11 protein-coding genes and 2 tRNA genes are annotated in these 16,595 nt (G+C 18.6%); 5 read left to right on the top strand and 8 right to left on the bottom strand.

Going from position 1 to position 16,595, the window contains the following annotated elements; all coding sequences use genetic code 11:
* Positions 1-55: 55 nt before the first annotated feature.
* On the top strand, positions 56-1,249 hold the full coding sequence (carA, locus tag C3B56_RS00700; protein WP_126071515.1) for a glutamine-hydrolyzing carbamoyl-phosphate synthase small subunit: 1,194 nt from the start codon (positions 56-58) through the stop codon (positions 1,247-1,249).
* A complete protein-coding gene (carB, locus tag C3B56_RS00695) occupies positions 1,228-4,452 on the top strand; it encodes a carbamoyl-phosphate synthase large subunit (RefSeq protein WP_126071514.1) in 3,225 nt (1,074 codons plus the stop codon). Before carA ends, carB begins: the two co-directional genes overlap by 22 nt.
* Positions 4,453-4,461: 9 nt before the next feature.
* On the opposite strand, the gene rsmA is transcribed toward carB, so the two are convergent.
* Positions 4,462-5,292, bottom strand: a complete 831-nt coding sequence (gene rsmA / locus C3B56_RS00690; protein WP_126071513.1) for a 16S rRNA (adenine(1518)-N(6)/adenine(1519)-N(6))-dimethyltransferase RsmA — start codon at positions 5,290-5,292, stop codon at positions 4,462-4,464.
* A 59-nt stretch (positions 5,293-5,351) separates the two neighbouring features.
* Here rsmA and C3B56_RS00685 point away from each other — a divergent pair, with 59 nt between their 5' ends.
* A complete protein-coding gene (locus tag C3B56_RS00685) occupies positions 5,352-6,116 on the top strand; it encodes a DedA family protein (RefSeq protein ID WP_126071512.1) in 765 nt (254 codons plus the stop codon).
* A gap of 20 nt (positions 6,117-6,136) precedes the next feature.
* Here the strand turns inward: C3B56_RS00685 and leuD are convergent, their stop codons facing one another.
* The 5 genes from leuD to C3B56_RS00660 form a co-directional block, all read right to left on the bottom strand.
* Positions 6,137-6,745, bottom strand: a complete 609-nt coding sequence (gene leuD, locus C3B56_RS00680) for a 3-isopropylmalate dehydratase small subunit (protein ID WP_126071511.1) — start codon at positions 6,743-6,745, stop codon at positions 6,137-6,139.
* 14 nt (positions 6,746-6,759) lie between these two features.
* Positions 6,760-8,163 carry a 3-isopropylmalate dehydratase large subunit gene (leuC, locus tag C3B56_RS00675; RefSeq protein WP_126071510.1) on the bottom strand — a complete coding sequence of 468 codons (1,404 nt, stop codon included), beginning with the start codon at positions 8,161-8,163 and terminating at the stop codon, positions 6,760-6,762.
* Positions 8,144-9,259, bottom strand: a complete 1,116-nt coding sequence (leuB, locus tag C3B56_RS00670) for a 3-isopropylmalate dehydrogenase (protein ID WP_126071509.1) — start codon at positions 9,257-9,259, stop codon at positions 8,144-8,146. Before leuB ends, leuC begins: the two co-directional genes overlap by 20 nt.
* Positions 9,260-9,276: 17 nt before the next feature.
* Complete coding sequence (gene leuA, locus C3B56_RS00665) at positions 9,277-10,809, bottom strand: 2-isopropylmalate synthase (protein ID WP_126071508.1); 1,533 nt, start codon at positions 10,807-10,809, stop codon at positions 9,277-9,279.
* Between the two features lie 74 nt (positions 10,810-10,883).
* Positions 10,884-10,956 (bottom strand) — tRNA-Gly (locus C3B56_RS00660).
* 116 nt (positions 10,957-11,072) lie between these two features.
* Here C3B56_RS00660 and C3B56_RS00655 point away from each other — a divergent pair.
* Positions 11,073-13,745, top strand: coding sequence for a mechanosensitive ion channel domain-containing protein (locus C3B56_RS00655; RefSeq protein ID WP_126071507.1), 2,673 nt, complete (start codon positions 11,073-11,075; stop codon positions 13,743-13,745).
* Positions 13,746-14,395: 650 nt separating this feature from the next.
* Here the strand turns inward: C3B56_RS00655 and groL are convergent.
* The gene (groL, locus tag C3B56_RS00650; RefSeq protein ID WP_126071506.1) at positions 14,396-16,042 is read right to left on the bottom strand and encodes a chaperonin GroEL; all 1,647 of its coding nucleotides are present in this window, start codon (positions 16,040-16,042) and stop codon (positions 14,396-14,398) included.
* Between the two features lie 39 nt (positions 16,043-16,081).
* Positions 16,082-16,372 carry a co-chaperone GroES gene (locus C3B56_RS00645; protein ID WP_126071505.1) on the bottom strand — a complete coding sequence of 97 codons (291 nt, stop codon included), beginning with the start codon at positions 16,370-16,372 and terminating at the stop codon, positions 16,082-16,084.
* 147 nt (positions 16,373-16,519) lie between these two features.
* Between C3B56_RS00645 and C3B56_RS00640 the strand changes: the two genes are divergently transcribed.
* Positions 16,520-16,592: transfer RNA gene (locus tag C3B56_RS00640), tRNA-Phe, on the top strand.
* Positions 16,593-16,595: the final 3 nt, after the last annotated feature.

The following is a 16,595-nucleotide window of genomic DNA, read 5'->3' as shown; positions in this document are numbered from 1 at the left end:
AAAAAATAAAAATAATAATTATTTTTAAATAATATAAAAATAATAAGGTATAAAAATGTATAATTTAGCATTATTATTATTACATACAGGTGAAATTTTTTATGGTAAATCTTTTGGAGCGACTGGTTTAACTATAGGTGAAATAGTATTTAATACATCTATGACTGGTTATCAAGAAATAATTTCTGATCCTTCTTATTATAAACAAATTATAATGTTAACTTATCCTCATATAGGAAATGTAGGTACTAATGATGAAGATCAGGAATCTTATAAAACTTATGCTTCTGGATTAGTTATAAAAAATTTATCTATTTTAGATAGTAATTATAGAAGTACAATGAATTTGCATTTTTATTTAAAAAAAAATAATATTATATCAATTACTGATATTGATACTCGTATGTTAACTAATATTTTAAGAAAAAAAGGTTCTCAAAAATGTTGTATTATTTCAGGTAAAAAATTAAATATAAATTTAGCTAAATATAAAATATTTTTTTTTTTAGGTTTAAAAAATATAGATTTAGTAAAAAAAGTTACAAATAAAAAAATATATAAATGGAATTTAGGTACAAAAAATTATTTAAAAAATAAACATAATTTATATAAAAATATTTTTTTTAAATTAAAAATTATCGTATATAACTATGGAATTAAACATAGTATTATGAGAATGTTAATTGATCGTGATTGTATTTTAAAAATTAAACCAGCTTTTTTTAAAATAAATAAAATTATAAAAAAAAAAATAGATGGTATACTTTTATCAAATGGACCAGGAGATCCTAATCCTTGTAATTATATTGTTAAAAATATAAAATTAATATTAAAAAAAAATATACCAACATTTGGAATTTGTTTAGGTCATCAATTGTTAGCAATGTCTTGTGGTGCTAAAATAATTAAAATGAAATTTGGACATCATGGTGCTAATCATCCAGTACAAAATTTAATTACAAAAAAAATTATGATTACATCTCAAAATCACAATTTTATTATAGATTCTAAAAAAATATCTAAAAATTATAAAATATCTCATATATCTTTATTTGATAAAACTATACAAGGTATTTATCATAAAAAAAAAATGGCATTCAGTTTTCAAGGTCACCCGGAAGCTAATCCTGGAACAAATGATATATCTTTTTTATTTAATGATTTTATTAATATAATATTAAATAATTTATATTATAAAATTAAAAAATTTATATTGAAAGGAGTAAAATGCCAAAAAGAACAGATATAAAATCAATACTTATCTTAGGAGCTGGTCCAATTATTATAGGACAAGCTTGTGAATTTGATTATTCTGGAACTCAGGCATGTAAAATATTAAAAAAAGAAGGTTATAGAATTATATTAGTTAATTCTAATCCTGCAACTATAATGACTGACCCAGAAATATCTGATGCTACTTATATTGAACCAATACATTGGAAAATAATAGAAAAAATTATTATTAAAGAAAAACCAGATGCTTTATTACCTACTATGGGAGGTCAAATAGCTTTAAATTGTGCATTAATATTAGATAAAAAAAAAATTTTACAAAAAAATAATGTTATAATGATTGGTATTAATTCTAAATCTATAAATAAAGCAGAAAATAGAAAAATATTTGATAAAATTATAAAAAAAATAGGATTAAAAACTCCTAAATCTGGTATAGCTCATAGTATCAAAGAAGCAAATGAAATAATCAAAAAAATAGGTTTACCTTGTATTATAAGACCTTCTTTTACTATGGGTGGAAGTGGTGGTGGTATTGCTTATAATATAAAAGAATTTATTAAAATATGTAAACAAGGTTTAAATTTATCTCCTAATAAAGAACTTTTAATTGATCAATCTCTTATTGGTTGGAAAGAATATGAAATGGAAATTGTAAGAGATAAAAATGATAATTGTATTATAGTATGTTCTATTGAAAATATGGATTCCATGGGTATTCATACAGGAGATTCTATTACAGTTGCTCCAGCTCAAACTTTAACAGATAAAGAATATCAGACAATGCGTAATGCTTCAATTTCTATTTTAAAAGAAATAGGAATAGAAACTGGTGGTTCAAATGTACAATTTGCTGTTAATCCAAAAAATGGAAATTTAATTGTTATTGAAATGAATCCTAGGGTTTCTAGATCTTCAGCTTTAGCTTCTAAAGCTACTGGTTTTCCAATTGCAAAAATAGCAGCTAAATTAGCAATAGGTTATACTTTAGATGAATTAAGAAATGAAATTACTGAAAATAAAACACCTTCTTCTTTTGAACCATCTATAGATTATATAGTTACAAAAATTCCTAGATTTAATTTTGAAAAATTTTATGGATCTAATGATAGATTAACAACACAAATGAAATCAGTAGGTGAAGTAATGGCAATTGGTAGAAATTTTCAAGAATCATTGCAAAAAGCAATACGTAGTTTAGAAATTGGTATTAATGGATTTTGTTCAAAAATAGATATATATAATAAAAATAAATTTTTAAAAAAAATAAAATATGAATTAAAAAACGCTGGCTCAAATAGAATTTGGTATATAGGTGATGCTTTTAGATTAAATATTTCATTAAATGAAATATATAAATTAACTAATATTGATAAATGGTTTTTAGTACAAATTAAAGATATTATATTGACAGAAAAAGATATTATTTTAAAAAATATTAATAATATTAATTATAAATTTTTAAATTATATTAAAAAAAAAGGTTTTTCTGATGCTCGTATAGCATTTTTATTAAAAGTAAATGAAAAAATAATACGTAATTTACGTTATAAATATAAAATACATCCAGTATACAAAAGAATAGATACATGTGCTGCAGAATTTAAAACTAATACTTCATATATGTATTCTACTTATGAAAATGAATGTGAATCATTTGCAAATACAAATAAAAATAAAATTATAGTTTTAGGTAGTGGTCCAAATCGTATAGGACAAGGAATTGAATTTGATTATTGTTGTGTTCATTCAGTTTTAGCTTTGCGTGAAGATGGTTTTGAAACAATTATGATAAATTGTAATCCAGAAACTGTTTCAACTGATTACGATATTTCTGATAGATTATATTTTGAACCTGTTACTTTAGAAGATATTTTAGAAATTATTAAAATTGAAAAACCTAAAGGAATAATAATTCAATTTGGTGGACAAACACCTTTAAAAATATCAAATTATTTATATAAACTTAAAATACCTATTTTAGGTACTAACCCAAAACACATAAACATTGCAGAAAATAGAAAATTTTTTAAAAAAATTATATTAAAATTAGGATTAAAACAACCAGAAAATAATACAGCAACTTCTTTAATACAAGCTATAATAAAATCTAAAAAAATTGGTTATCCAGTTGTAATAAGACCTTCTAATGTATTAGGAGGAAGATCAATGAAAATAATATATAATTTAAAAGATTTAAAATATTATTTTAAAATGTTAAAAAATAATTTATATAATATGCCAGTTTTATTAGATAAATTTTTAAATAATGCAATTGAAATTGATGTTGATTTAATATGTGATGGTAAAAATATTTTAATAGGTGGTATTATGGAACATATAGAACCAGCTGGAATTCATTCTGGAGATTCAGCATGTTCACTTCCAGTTTATACTATTAATGAAAAAATTCAAAATGAAATAAGAATTCAATCGTTAAAATTAGCTTATTCTTTAAATATAATAGGTTTAATGAATATTCAATTTGCAATTAAAAAAAATAAAATATATATTATAGAAGTTAATCCAAGAGCATCTAGAACTATTCCTTTTATATCTAAAGCAACTGGAATTTCATTAGCTAAAATAGCTACTAGAGTTATGATAGGAAAAAGTTTAATTAAACAAAAAATTTATAATGAAATTATACCACCTTATTTTTCTATTAAAGAAGTAGTATTACCATTTAATAAATTTATTGGTATTAATCCTATTTTAGGTCCTGAAATGCATTCTACTGGAGAAGTTATGGGAATAGGAAATCGTTTTAATATTGCTTTTTTAAAAGCTATGTTAGGATCACAATCAATAATAAAAAAAAAAAAAAAAGTTTTAATTTCTGTGAATGATTTAGATAAAAATAATATTTCAAATATAGCAATAAAATTAATTAATTATGGTTTTAAATTAGACGCAACATATGGAACTCATACTATTTTAAAAAAAAATGGTATTAAATCTAAAATAGTTAATAAAATTAATGAAAAATATCCTAATATTATAGATATGATATCTAAAAAAAAATATTCATATATTATTCATACTACTACTAATAACGAAGAAAACAAAATATTTGATTCTATATGTAAATTAGCGTTACAAAATAAAATACATTACGATACTACTTTAAATGCTAGTTTTTCTTCAATATTAACTTTAAAAAATAATTTTAAAGATTATGATATATTATCTTTACAAGAATTACATAATTTAATTTAATAAATTAAATTATATATTATATTTATTTTTATAAAATAAAAGATTACTTAATTTATAATATTTTTTTACAGAAATATTTTCTGCTCTTGAATTTAAATTAATATTTAAATTTAATAATTCTTTATTATTAAATAAAAATTTTATATTATTATTTAAAATTTTTCTTCTATTATTAAATGATTTATTTGTAATATATTTTATCATATTAATATTTAATATATTTAAAAATATAATCTTATGTGGTACTAATTTAATAAAATATGAATTAACTTTAGGTATAGGTTTAAAATTTTTAGGTAATATTTCCATTAACTTATAAATTTTACAATAATATTGCATTATAATACTTAATCTTCCATATTTTTTTGTGTTATTTTTTGCCATTATACGTTCCGCTAATTCTTTTTGAATCATAAAATACATATTTTTAATATTATAAATATAATTTATAACTAAATTTAATATTATTTTAGTTGAAACATTATAAGGTAAATTACCTATAATTTTAAATAAATTTTGATTATTTTTTAAAAACAATTTTTTTAAATTTAAATAAATAGCATTTTGTGTAATTAAAATAACTTTTTTTCTTATAATATAATTATTATTTAAAAAATTAACTATATTTTTATCAATTTCTATAGCATATAATTTATTAATTTTTTTAACAATGTTAAAAGTTAATGAACCTAAACCTGGTCCAATTTCCAATACTAAATCATTAAAATTAAAATTTAAATATTTAATAATTTTATTTATAATTTTTTTATTAAATAAAAAATGTTGACCTAATTTTTTTTTAATATAAAATTTATATTTTTTTTTAATTATATATATCATATTAAATATTATTTTATAAATTATAATTTATAATTTATAAATATTATATAGGTAAAATTATGGAAAAATTTATTAATTATTTAGAATTAAAGTCTATATATTTTATATTAATTGCTATATTTATAGTTTCATTTTTTGAATCATTAGCTTTAACAGGATTATTTTTACCTGGTACAATATTAATGATTGGATTAGGAACTTTTATAGGTAATCATAAAGTTTCATTATATGATGCTTGGTTTGTAGGAATAATAGGTTGTTTATTAGGAGATTGGATTTCTTATTTTATTGGTTTAAAATTAAAAAAAAAATATATAAAAAAAATAAATTTTTTAAATATTACATCCATAATAGATAAAATTGAATATACTTTAAATCATTATAGTGTAATAACTATCTTTATAGGTAAATTTATAGGTCCTATAAGACCTTTAATACCAATTTTATCAGGAATTTTAAAAGTACCTTTAAAAAAATTTTTTTATCCCAATCTATTTGGGTGTGTTTTATGGCCATTATTATATTTTATACCTGGTATATTAGCAAAAAGTGTATCAAATATACCAGATGGAGATAAAGGAAATTTCAAATTATTATTTTTTTTTTTAATATTTTTAATATGGTGTGAATTTTTTCTTTTTTGGAAATTATTTAATAATAGTAAATATAATTGGATTAATAAAATTTTATCAAAAAGAAATATAATGATATTAATATTAACATTTTTAATATTTATAATTATAAATATTATTTTTTTACAATTAAATTCACAAACAACTGTTTTAAAAAAATTATTAATTGAAATATTTGAAAATTTTAATTAAATTTATAAATTTTAAATTTTTTAAAATATATATTTTAATTGTTTATTTTCATAATCTTTTATTTTTTTTTCATATTTCATAGTTAAATTAATATGATCAAGTTTATTAATTAAATTATAAAGTTGAAATTTATTAATACTAAAACTATATTTTAAATTAAATTTATTTATAATAATTAAACATTTTTGTAAATTAATAGTAAATTTAATTCCAGGGTTTTTATAAACTAAAACAAATAATTTTTTTATAATTTTTTCTTTTAAAACAATAGGTATTAAATGATTATTTAAAGCATTATTATAAAATATATCAGCAAAACTTGTAGAAATAATTACTTTAAAACCAAAATCTAATAAAGACCAAACAGCATGTTCACGTGATGATCCACAACCAAAATTATTTCTAGTTAATAATATACTAGAATTTTTAAATTCAATTTTATTAATAACAAAATTATAATTTAATTTATTAATATCATCTTTTAAAAATCTCCAATTATAAAATAAATATTTTCCAAGACCATTTCTATTTACTATTTGTAAAAATTGTTTAGGAATAATAACATCTGTATCTACATTAGATATATCTAATGGTAATACTATTCCTTTATGTTTTAATAATTTTTTCATATTTAACCTTTAAATTAAAAAAAATCTCTAACATCAGAAAAATAACCTTTTATTGCTGAAGCGGCTGCCATTAATGGACTTAATAAATGAGTTCTACTATTTCTTCCTTGTCTTCCTTCAAAATTTCTATTACTAGTAGAAGCACATCTTTCTCCAGGATTAAGTTTATCATCATTCATAGCTAAACACATTGAACAACCTGGTAATCTCCATTCAAAACCTGAATCAATAAATATTTTATGTAAATTTTCTTTTTCAGCTTGAATTTTTACTGGATTTGAACCTGGTACAACAATAGCTTGTTTTATATTTTTTGAAATTTTTTTACCTTTAATAATTTTTGCAGCAGATCTTAAATCTTCTATTCTAGAATTTGTACATGAACCTATAAAAATTTTATCTATTTTAACTTTTTTTAAATTAGTACCTGGTGTTAATCCCATATAATATAAAGCATTTTGTGCAGAAATTTTTTCCATATCATTTTTATATGATTCTGGATTAGGTATATTTTGGTTAATACCAATTACATGACCTGGATTAGTTCCCCAAGTAATTTGAGGTGTTATATTAGTTATATCAAATTTAAATATTTTATCAAAATTACTTTTTATATCAGATTTTAAAGTTTTCCAATAATTTACTGCTTTATCCCAATATTTTCCTTTTGGTGAAAATTTTTTATTTTTTAAATAATTAAATGTTATATTATCAGGTGAAATTAATCCAGCTTTTGCTCCCATTTCAATAGACATATTACATAAAGTCATTCTACTTTCCATACTTAAATTATTAACTACAGAACCACAAAATTCTATTATATATCCAGTACCTCCATCATGACCAATTTTACCAATAATATATAAAGCTATATCTTTAGCTGAAATATAATAATTTAATTTACCAAATATTTCAATTTTCATATTTTTAAATTTATTTTGTTTTAAAGTTTGAGTTGCTAATACATGTTCAACTTCTGAAGTTCCAATACCAAAAGCTAAAGAACCAAAAGCACCATGAGTAGCAGTATGTGAATCACCACATACTATAGTAGTTCCAGGTAAAGTAATTCCTTGTTCTGGACCTACAACATGTACAATACCTTGTAATGGATGATTTAAATCATATAAAGTAATTTTAAAATCTTTACAATTTTTTATCAATGTTTTCATTTGAATACTAGCTAATTTACCTGAAGATTCTATATCTTTATTTTTAGTAGAAACATTATGATCCATAGTTGCAAATGTTTTAAATGGACAACGAACTGTTCTATTTTTTATTCTTAAACCATCAAAAGCTTGAGGAGATGTAACTTCATGTATTAAATGCCTATCAATATATAATAAATTATCTTCATTTGAAATTTTTTGTATTATATGTTTTTCATATATTTTTTCATATAATGTCTTGCTCATTTAATTTTTCCTTAATTATAAAGCAAGAAATTAAAGAACCCATCTCACTAGTATTAATAAATTTTTCACTGTTTAATTTTAAATCTTTAGTTTTATATCCAAATTTAAGAATATTGTTTATAGAATTTTCTATTATATTAGATTCTTTTATTAAATTAAAACTATATCTTAATAACATTGAAAATGATAAAATTTGTGCTATAGGGTTAGATATATTTTTACCTGCAATATCTGGAGCAGAACCACCAGCTGGTTCATATATACCGAAATTATTATCATTTAAACTTGCTGAAGGTAACATACCAATAGAACCAGAAATCATAGCACATTCGTCTGAAATTATATCACCAAATAAATTTGAACAAAGTATAACATCAAATTGTGAAGGGTTTTTTATTAATTGCATAGTAATATTATCTATATACATATGATTAAAATTAACTTTAGGATATAATTTTGATATATCACTAACAGTTTTTTTCCATAACATAGAAGATTCCAAAACATTAGATTTATCAACTAAAGTTAATTTACATTTTCTTTCTAAAGCTTTTTTAAAAGCAATATGTGCAATTTTTTCAATTTCAAATTTATAATATATTTCAGTATCAAAAGAATATTCTAATTTTTTATAACCATTATTTCCTTTAGGTTTTCCAAAATAAATACCACTAATTAATTCTCTTACACATAATATATTTAAACCTTTAATATAAATTTCTTTTTTTAAAGGACATAAATCTTCTAAACCAGAATATAATTTTGATGGTCTTAAATTGTTAAAAAGTTTAAAATATTTACGTAAAAATAATAAAGATTTAATTTCTGGTTTATTTTTTAAAGGTAAATTATTCCATTTATTTCCTCCTACAGAACCTAATAAAATTGCATTAGAATTTAAACATCCTAATAATGTATTTAATGGTAATGAATTATCTATATTATCAATAGCTATACCACCAATTTTATATTCTTTAGTAATTATATTTAAATTAAATATTTTATTTATTATATATATAATTTTATAAACTTGTTTTATAACTTCCGGACCAATACCATCTCCTGGTAAAATAGCTATTTTATATTTTTTAAACATGAATATTATCCTTTACATCATTTAAACTTTAGTTTTTTGACTTTTTTAGAAAGCCAAATACTGTTAATTATATTTATAATAGCTTTGATAGAAGATTTTAAAATATTATTATTTAAACCCATACCATAAAATTTTTTATTATTATAATTTATTACAATATTTACTTTTTTTAAATTTTTCTTATTAATAATTTGATTTTTTATTTTATATTTTATTATTTTAATATTTAATAAAGTTATTTTTTTTATAGTTTTATATAAAGCGTCTATTGGACCATAACCTATAGATATATCAGATTTTAATTTATTTCCACATAAAATTTTTATAAATGCTGTAGATTTAATTTTTGAAATTGAAATTACATTAAAATATTTTAAAATAAAATAATTTGACATTTTATTTTTATTTAAAAAAGCTAAATGTTCTAAATCATAATCAAATACTTGACCTTTTTTATCTGCAAATTTTAAAAATAAACAATATAATTTATTTATATTATAATCATTTTTATTATATCCCATTTTTTTCATTCTATAATTAACTGCAGCTCTTCCTGATCTTGAAGTTAAATTTAACTTTGATTTATTTAACCCAATAAATTTAGGAGTCATGATCTCATAATTTTTCTTATTTTTTAATACTCCATCTTGATGTATACCTGAAGAATGAGAAAAAACATTAGAACCAACTATTGGTTTATTTATAGGTATATTTATATTACATATTTTACTTATAATTTTACTAGTATAGTATATTTCATTATGATTTATATTTGTAGATAAATTTAATATTTTTTTTCTTGTATGTATAGCCATTATTATTTCTTCTAAAGCACAATTTCCTGCTCTTTCTCCTAAACCATTAATTGTACCTTCTATTTGTCTAGCTCCTGCTTGTATTGCGGAAATAGCATTACCTGTTGCCATTCCTAAATCGTTATGAGTATGTACAGATATAATTGCTTTGTCAATATTTATAACATTATTTAATAATTTATTTATAATATTACTGTATTCATTAGGTAAAGTATAACCTACTGTATCTGGAATATTAATTGTGTTAGCACCAGCTTTTATAACTGATTCTACTATGTAACATAAATCGTTAATTGGAGTTCTACCTCCATCTTCACAAGAAAATTCTATATCATCAGTATATTTTTTTGCATATTTAACCATTTTAACAGATAGTGATATAATATCTGAAAGTTTACTTTTTAATTTAGTTTTTATATGTATAGGGGAAGTAGCTATAAAAATATGTATTCTATAATAATTAGAAAATTTTAAAGATTCATAAGCAGCATCTATATCTTTTTCTAAACATCTTGCTAAAGCACAAACTTTACTATTTTTTATATTTTTTGATATATTTTTTACTGATTCAAATTCTCCTGGAGATGATATAGGAAAACCAGCTTCGATAATATCAATACCCATACGTTCTAATGAAAAAGCAATTTCTAATTTATTTTGTACATTTAAACTAGATTTTAATGATTGTTCACCGTCTCTTAAAGTAGTATCAAGAATAATAATTTTATTATTCAATATATTATAATCCTTAAAATTGATATTTAATATATTAAATATTATTTTATTTTATTATATTTTAAATTTATAAAAGCGGGAAACGAGATTTGAACTCGCAACCTCAACCTTGGCAAGGTTGTGCTCTACCAATTGAGCTATTCCCGCAATAATAATTATATTATAATATAATTGTTTTTATATCAAGTATTTATAAAAATAATATTTTAAATTTATATTATAAATAAATATTATATTAATTTAATATTTAGAGATTTAACTAAGTGATTAAAAAAAAAATAATATTTCTAATTAACATTATTTTTATTATATTAATTTTAAATATTTTAATTGATTTTAAAAATTATAAAATTAATTTAATTAAATTTTATAATATATATAACATATATTATGTAGATAAAAAAAAATATTTTAGTAAAATAAAAACATTTGATAAAAAATATAATAATAAAATAAATTATATTGAATTAATTAAAAATAGTAATTTTAATTTATCTATTAAAAATGAATTATTTAATACAAATAAAATAGAAAAAAAAATTATACAACAGTATATTTATAATAATAAAATTAAAAATTATATTAAAAATAATTCAATTATTATAAATCAATTAAATAAATTAATTTATAATATTATTAATTATAAAAATAGAAACAATTTAGATTTTTTAAAAATTAAAATTAAAAAAAAAATAAATAAATTATATTATTTAAATTTTGTGATAAATAAAGTTTTTTTTATTATATATAATATTAAAAAAAAAAAAATAAATTTAAAACAAAAAATATTTTTTAAAAATATTAATAAATATAAAATTTCTAAAATTAATAAAAAAGATATTTTATATTATCAAAAAAAAATAAAAAAAAAACAATTTAAATTGCTATTAGCTGGTTATAATAATTTAAATTTAAATTTCAAATTATTAAAATTACAATATAAAAAAATAAATAATTACAAATTTATAATAAATAATTATAAATATAAATGTTTGTTTTGGAAAAAAGATTTATTTTATATTAATTATAATTATTTATTTAATTTTTATATTTATTTAATTATTTTATTATATCCATTAAAATATATATGTTTTTTAAATATTATATTTAATAATAACATAATATTATTATTATTTATTATTATTTTTTTTATATTATTAAAATATTTAAGTCAAAATAATTTATTTATAATAAATAAATTATTTACATTATTTAAAATTAATATAATTTTATTATTTAATACTATTTTAAATATTTTCATTTTTTCTATATTAATAACATTAATATGGAATTTTTTATGTTATATTCAATATTTATATTTTAATAAAAAATATTTTTTTATTATTAATTTTTTAAAAGTTTTAATTATAATTTATTTAATATTACATATTTTTTATTATATAATAAAAAAAAATAAATATTTAATAAAAAAAATTAAATTTTCAATTTTTATTTTTGAAAATAAAAAAAAATATTATTATTTATTTTTTTTAAGATTTTTTATTCCTTTATTTATTTTATTTATATTAATTTTTTTTTTAAAATATTTTTATTTTATTAAAATTTTAAATAGATTTTTTTTAATTTTAATTTGTATGTATTTAAATATATTAATATTTAATTTAAAAAAAAATAATATACCATTATATTTAAATAAAAATTTAAAAGAAAATTTTATAATTAATCAAAATTTATGGAATATAATATTAATTATATTTATATTATTTATAATATTAATATTTTATGGTTATATATCTACTGTACAAGAATTATTAATAAAAATATTAATATCATTATTATTTTGGTTAACAATTTTAATTATATTTATAATTTTAAAAAATATAATAATTAAAAAATATTTTTATAATATTAATTATAAATTGAATTTAATTATTTTAATAAATATATTTAATTTTATAAAAATTAAAAATAATAAAAAAAATAAAAAAAAATTAAATATAAAAAAAAATATTATTGATACAGAAAATAATAAAAATAAAATAATAAAATTAATTAAATTTTTTTTAGTTATTTTAAATTTAATTTTAATATATTTTGTTTGGTATAAAACATATATTAATTTAAGTTTTTTAAATAATATAAAATTATTTCATGAAATTAAAAATATAAAATATATAAATTATAAAATATTTGAACCATTAAAATCAGAATTAATATTATTAATAATATTTATTATAATTATTATATTTCAATTAATTAATAACATTTCTTTATTATTAGAAATATTATTATTAAGATATTTAAATTTAATTTCTAGTACACAATATAATATTATAAATTTAACTAAAAAAATTTCATTTTTACTTTTATTTTTTATTATTATTACAATATTAAGATTAAAATTAATAAAATTACAATGGTTATTTACCGCTTTAGGAGTTGGATTAGGTTTTGGTTTACAAGAAATATTTGCAAATTTTATTTCTGGTTTAATTATATTATTTGAAAAACCAATACGTATTGGAGATACTATAACTATTAAAAATTTTTCTGGTAATATAAAAAGTATTAATACAAGATCAACAACTATTATAGATTTAGATCATAGAGAAATTATTATTCCAAATAAATTTTTTATAATTGAACATTTTATTAATTGGTCTTTATCAGATTCTATAACAAGATTAAAAATAAATATTTTTGCACCAATTAAAATAAATAGTAATAAAATAATTAAAATTTTAATAAATTCTTCTAAAAAATGCAATTTTGTTTTAAAAAAACCTAAACCAAAAATTTTTTTAATAAATTTTCAAAAAGGTTTTCAATTATTTGAAATGAGAGTTTATACATCTAAATTAAAACATAGAATATTATTAAAACATTCATTAAATATGATAATTTTAAAATATTTTAAAGATAATAACATTAACATACCTTTTCCTTTTTTAATAATTAAAAATGATAATAAATAATTAAAATTTTAAATATAATTATTTATTATCATTTAAAATTTAAAATTATAATAAAATAATTAATATTTAATTATTAATTATTATTTTTAAAAATAAAAAATATTTATTTAAATTAATATTTTTTATAATAAATATTTTTGTTTTTTTTATAAAATAAAACTTTAATAATAACATTATTAATTTATAAAAAATATTTAATATTATATTTTTTCTAAAATTTAATTACTTTTAATATAATAAATTTATTAATTTTTACATCTATAAAAATATTATTATGTAACTATTACAATACATATTATATTTTTGTTTTTTAAATTATTTTTTATTTATAATATTGTTTAAAATTATAATATTTTTTAAAATTAAATTTTTATAATAAAAAATATTTAATATTAAAATATTTTAAATTTTAAATTTTAATTTTTTTTAAAATTTTATTAATTATTTTTTTAATTTAATAAATTACATAATTTTAAATATACAAATATTTTTTTTTAAAAATTTTAAAAATTATATGGTTTCAATAATTATTTTTTTTATAATATATAATTTTTAAAATTAATATTTAAATTATTTTTTTTAAAAAAATATCCTTTTATTAAAACATAAAAGGATATTTTTTTAATAATATTATTTTTTTTATAAAAAAATTACATCATTCCACCCATACCACCCATTCCTCCTGAAGGAATTGAATTATTTGTATCATTTTTTTCTTCTTTTGATGAATCTGTTATCATACATTCAGTTGTTATCATTAAACCGGCTACAGAAGATGCATATTGTAAAGCAGATCTAGTTACTTTAGTAGGATCAAGTATTCCAAAATTAATCATATTACCATATTCTGAAGTAGCTGCGTTATAACCATAATTTCCTTTACCACTTTTTATAGCATTTGATATTACAGAAGGTTCTTCACCTGCATTAGCTATTATTTGACGTAAAGGTGCTTCCATAGCTCTTATAGCTATACGAATACCAACATTTTGATCTTCATTTTGACCAATCATATGTGATATTCTAGATGCTACACGAATTAATGCAACTCCACCACCAGCTACTACTCCTTCTTCTACAGCAGCTCTAGTAGCGTGTAATGCATCCTCAACTCTTGCTTTTTTTTCTTTCATTTCTACTTCTGTAGCTGCACCTACTTTTAATACTGCTACTCCACCTGCAAGTTTTGCTACTCTTTCTTGAAGTTTTTCTTTATCATAATCAGAAGTTGCTTCTTTAATTTGTTGATGTATTTGTTTTACACGATCTTTTATTTTTTTTTCTTTACCAATTCCATCAATTATAGTAGTATTATCTTTATTTATTATAACTTTTTTTGCTTGTCCTAAATTTTCTAAATTAATTTTCTCTAATTCTATACCAATTTCTTCAGATATAACAGTACCACCAGTTAATATAGCAATGTCTTGTAACATAGATTTACGTCTATCACCAAAACCAGGAGCTTTAACTGCAGCTACTTTAACAATTCCTCTCATATTATTAACTACTAATGTAGCTAAAGCTTCACCTTCAATATCTTCTGCAATTATTAACATTGGTTTATTAGATTTAGCAACATTTTCTAATATTGAAAGTAATTCTCTTATGTTAGATATTTTTTTTTCTACTAATAAAATATAAGGATTATCTAATTCAACAGTACCATTATCTTGTTTATTTATAAAATAAGGAGATAAATAACCTCTATCAAATTGCATTCCTTCTACAACATCTAATTCATCATCTAAACCAGTTCCTTCTTCAACTGTAATAACACCTTCTTTTCCAACTTTACTCATTGCTTGTGATATTAATTTACCAACATTTTCATCAGCGTTAGCTGATATAGTTCCTACTTGTGTAATTGATTTAGAATCTTCACAAGGAACTGAAATTATTTTTAATTCTCTTACTGCTAAAATAACAGCTTTATCTATTCCACGTTTTAAATCCATAGGATTCATACCAGCAGCAACAGCTTTTAAACCTTCATTAACAATAGATTGTGCTAATAAAGTTGCTGTTGTAGTTCCATCACCAGCAGCATCATTTGCTTTAGATGCTACTTCTTTTACCATTTGAGCACCCATATTTTCAAATTTATCATCTAATTCTATTTCACGTGCTACTGTTACACCATCTTTAGTTATAATTGGTGCTCCAAAAGATTTATCTATTACAGCGTTACGACCTTTGGGTCCTAAAGTAACTTTAACAGCATCCGCAAGTAAATTAACACCCTTAAGTATTTTAGATCTAGCATCATTACCAAATTTAATTTTTTTAGCAGTCATTTAAATTCCTTAAATAAATTATTTTTTTTTAAATATATTTTATTCTATAATTGCTAATACATCATTTTCCGAAATAATTAAAAATTCTTCATTATTAATTTTTTCTGTTTTAGAATTATAACCTTCATTAAAAATAACAACATCATTAACTTTTACATCTAATTGTCTTATTCTACCATTATCTAATATTCTTCCTTTTCCTATAGCAATAACTTTACCTCTAGTAGATTTTCCAGCAGCAGAACCAGTTAATAAAATACCTCCAGCAGAAGAAGATTCAACATCTTGACGTTTAACTATAATTTTATCATGTAATGGGCGAATTTTCATGTTAATTTCCTTTTTAAAATTAATTTTGACATTTTTATAAAATTAGTATATATTTTATAATTATATAATTAAAATTATATTTTTCAAGATATAAAAATATATAAAATAATTGATATTAAATAGTATTTAATTTTTTAATATAAATAAGCCCGAATAGCTCAGTTGGTAGAGCAGGGGACTGAAAATCCCCGTGTCGGTGGTTCAATTCCACCTTCGGGCATTA

It is taken from the genome of Candidatus Annandia adelgestsuga (assembly GCF_003956045.1).
Classification (GTDB): Bacteria; Pseudomonadota; Gammaproteobacteria; order Enterobacterales; family Enterobacteriaceae_A; genus Annandia; species Annandia adelgestsuga.
Note: the sequence above shows the minus strand (reverse complement) of the source record. Positions and strands in the feature narration are given on the sequence as shown.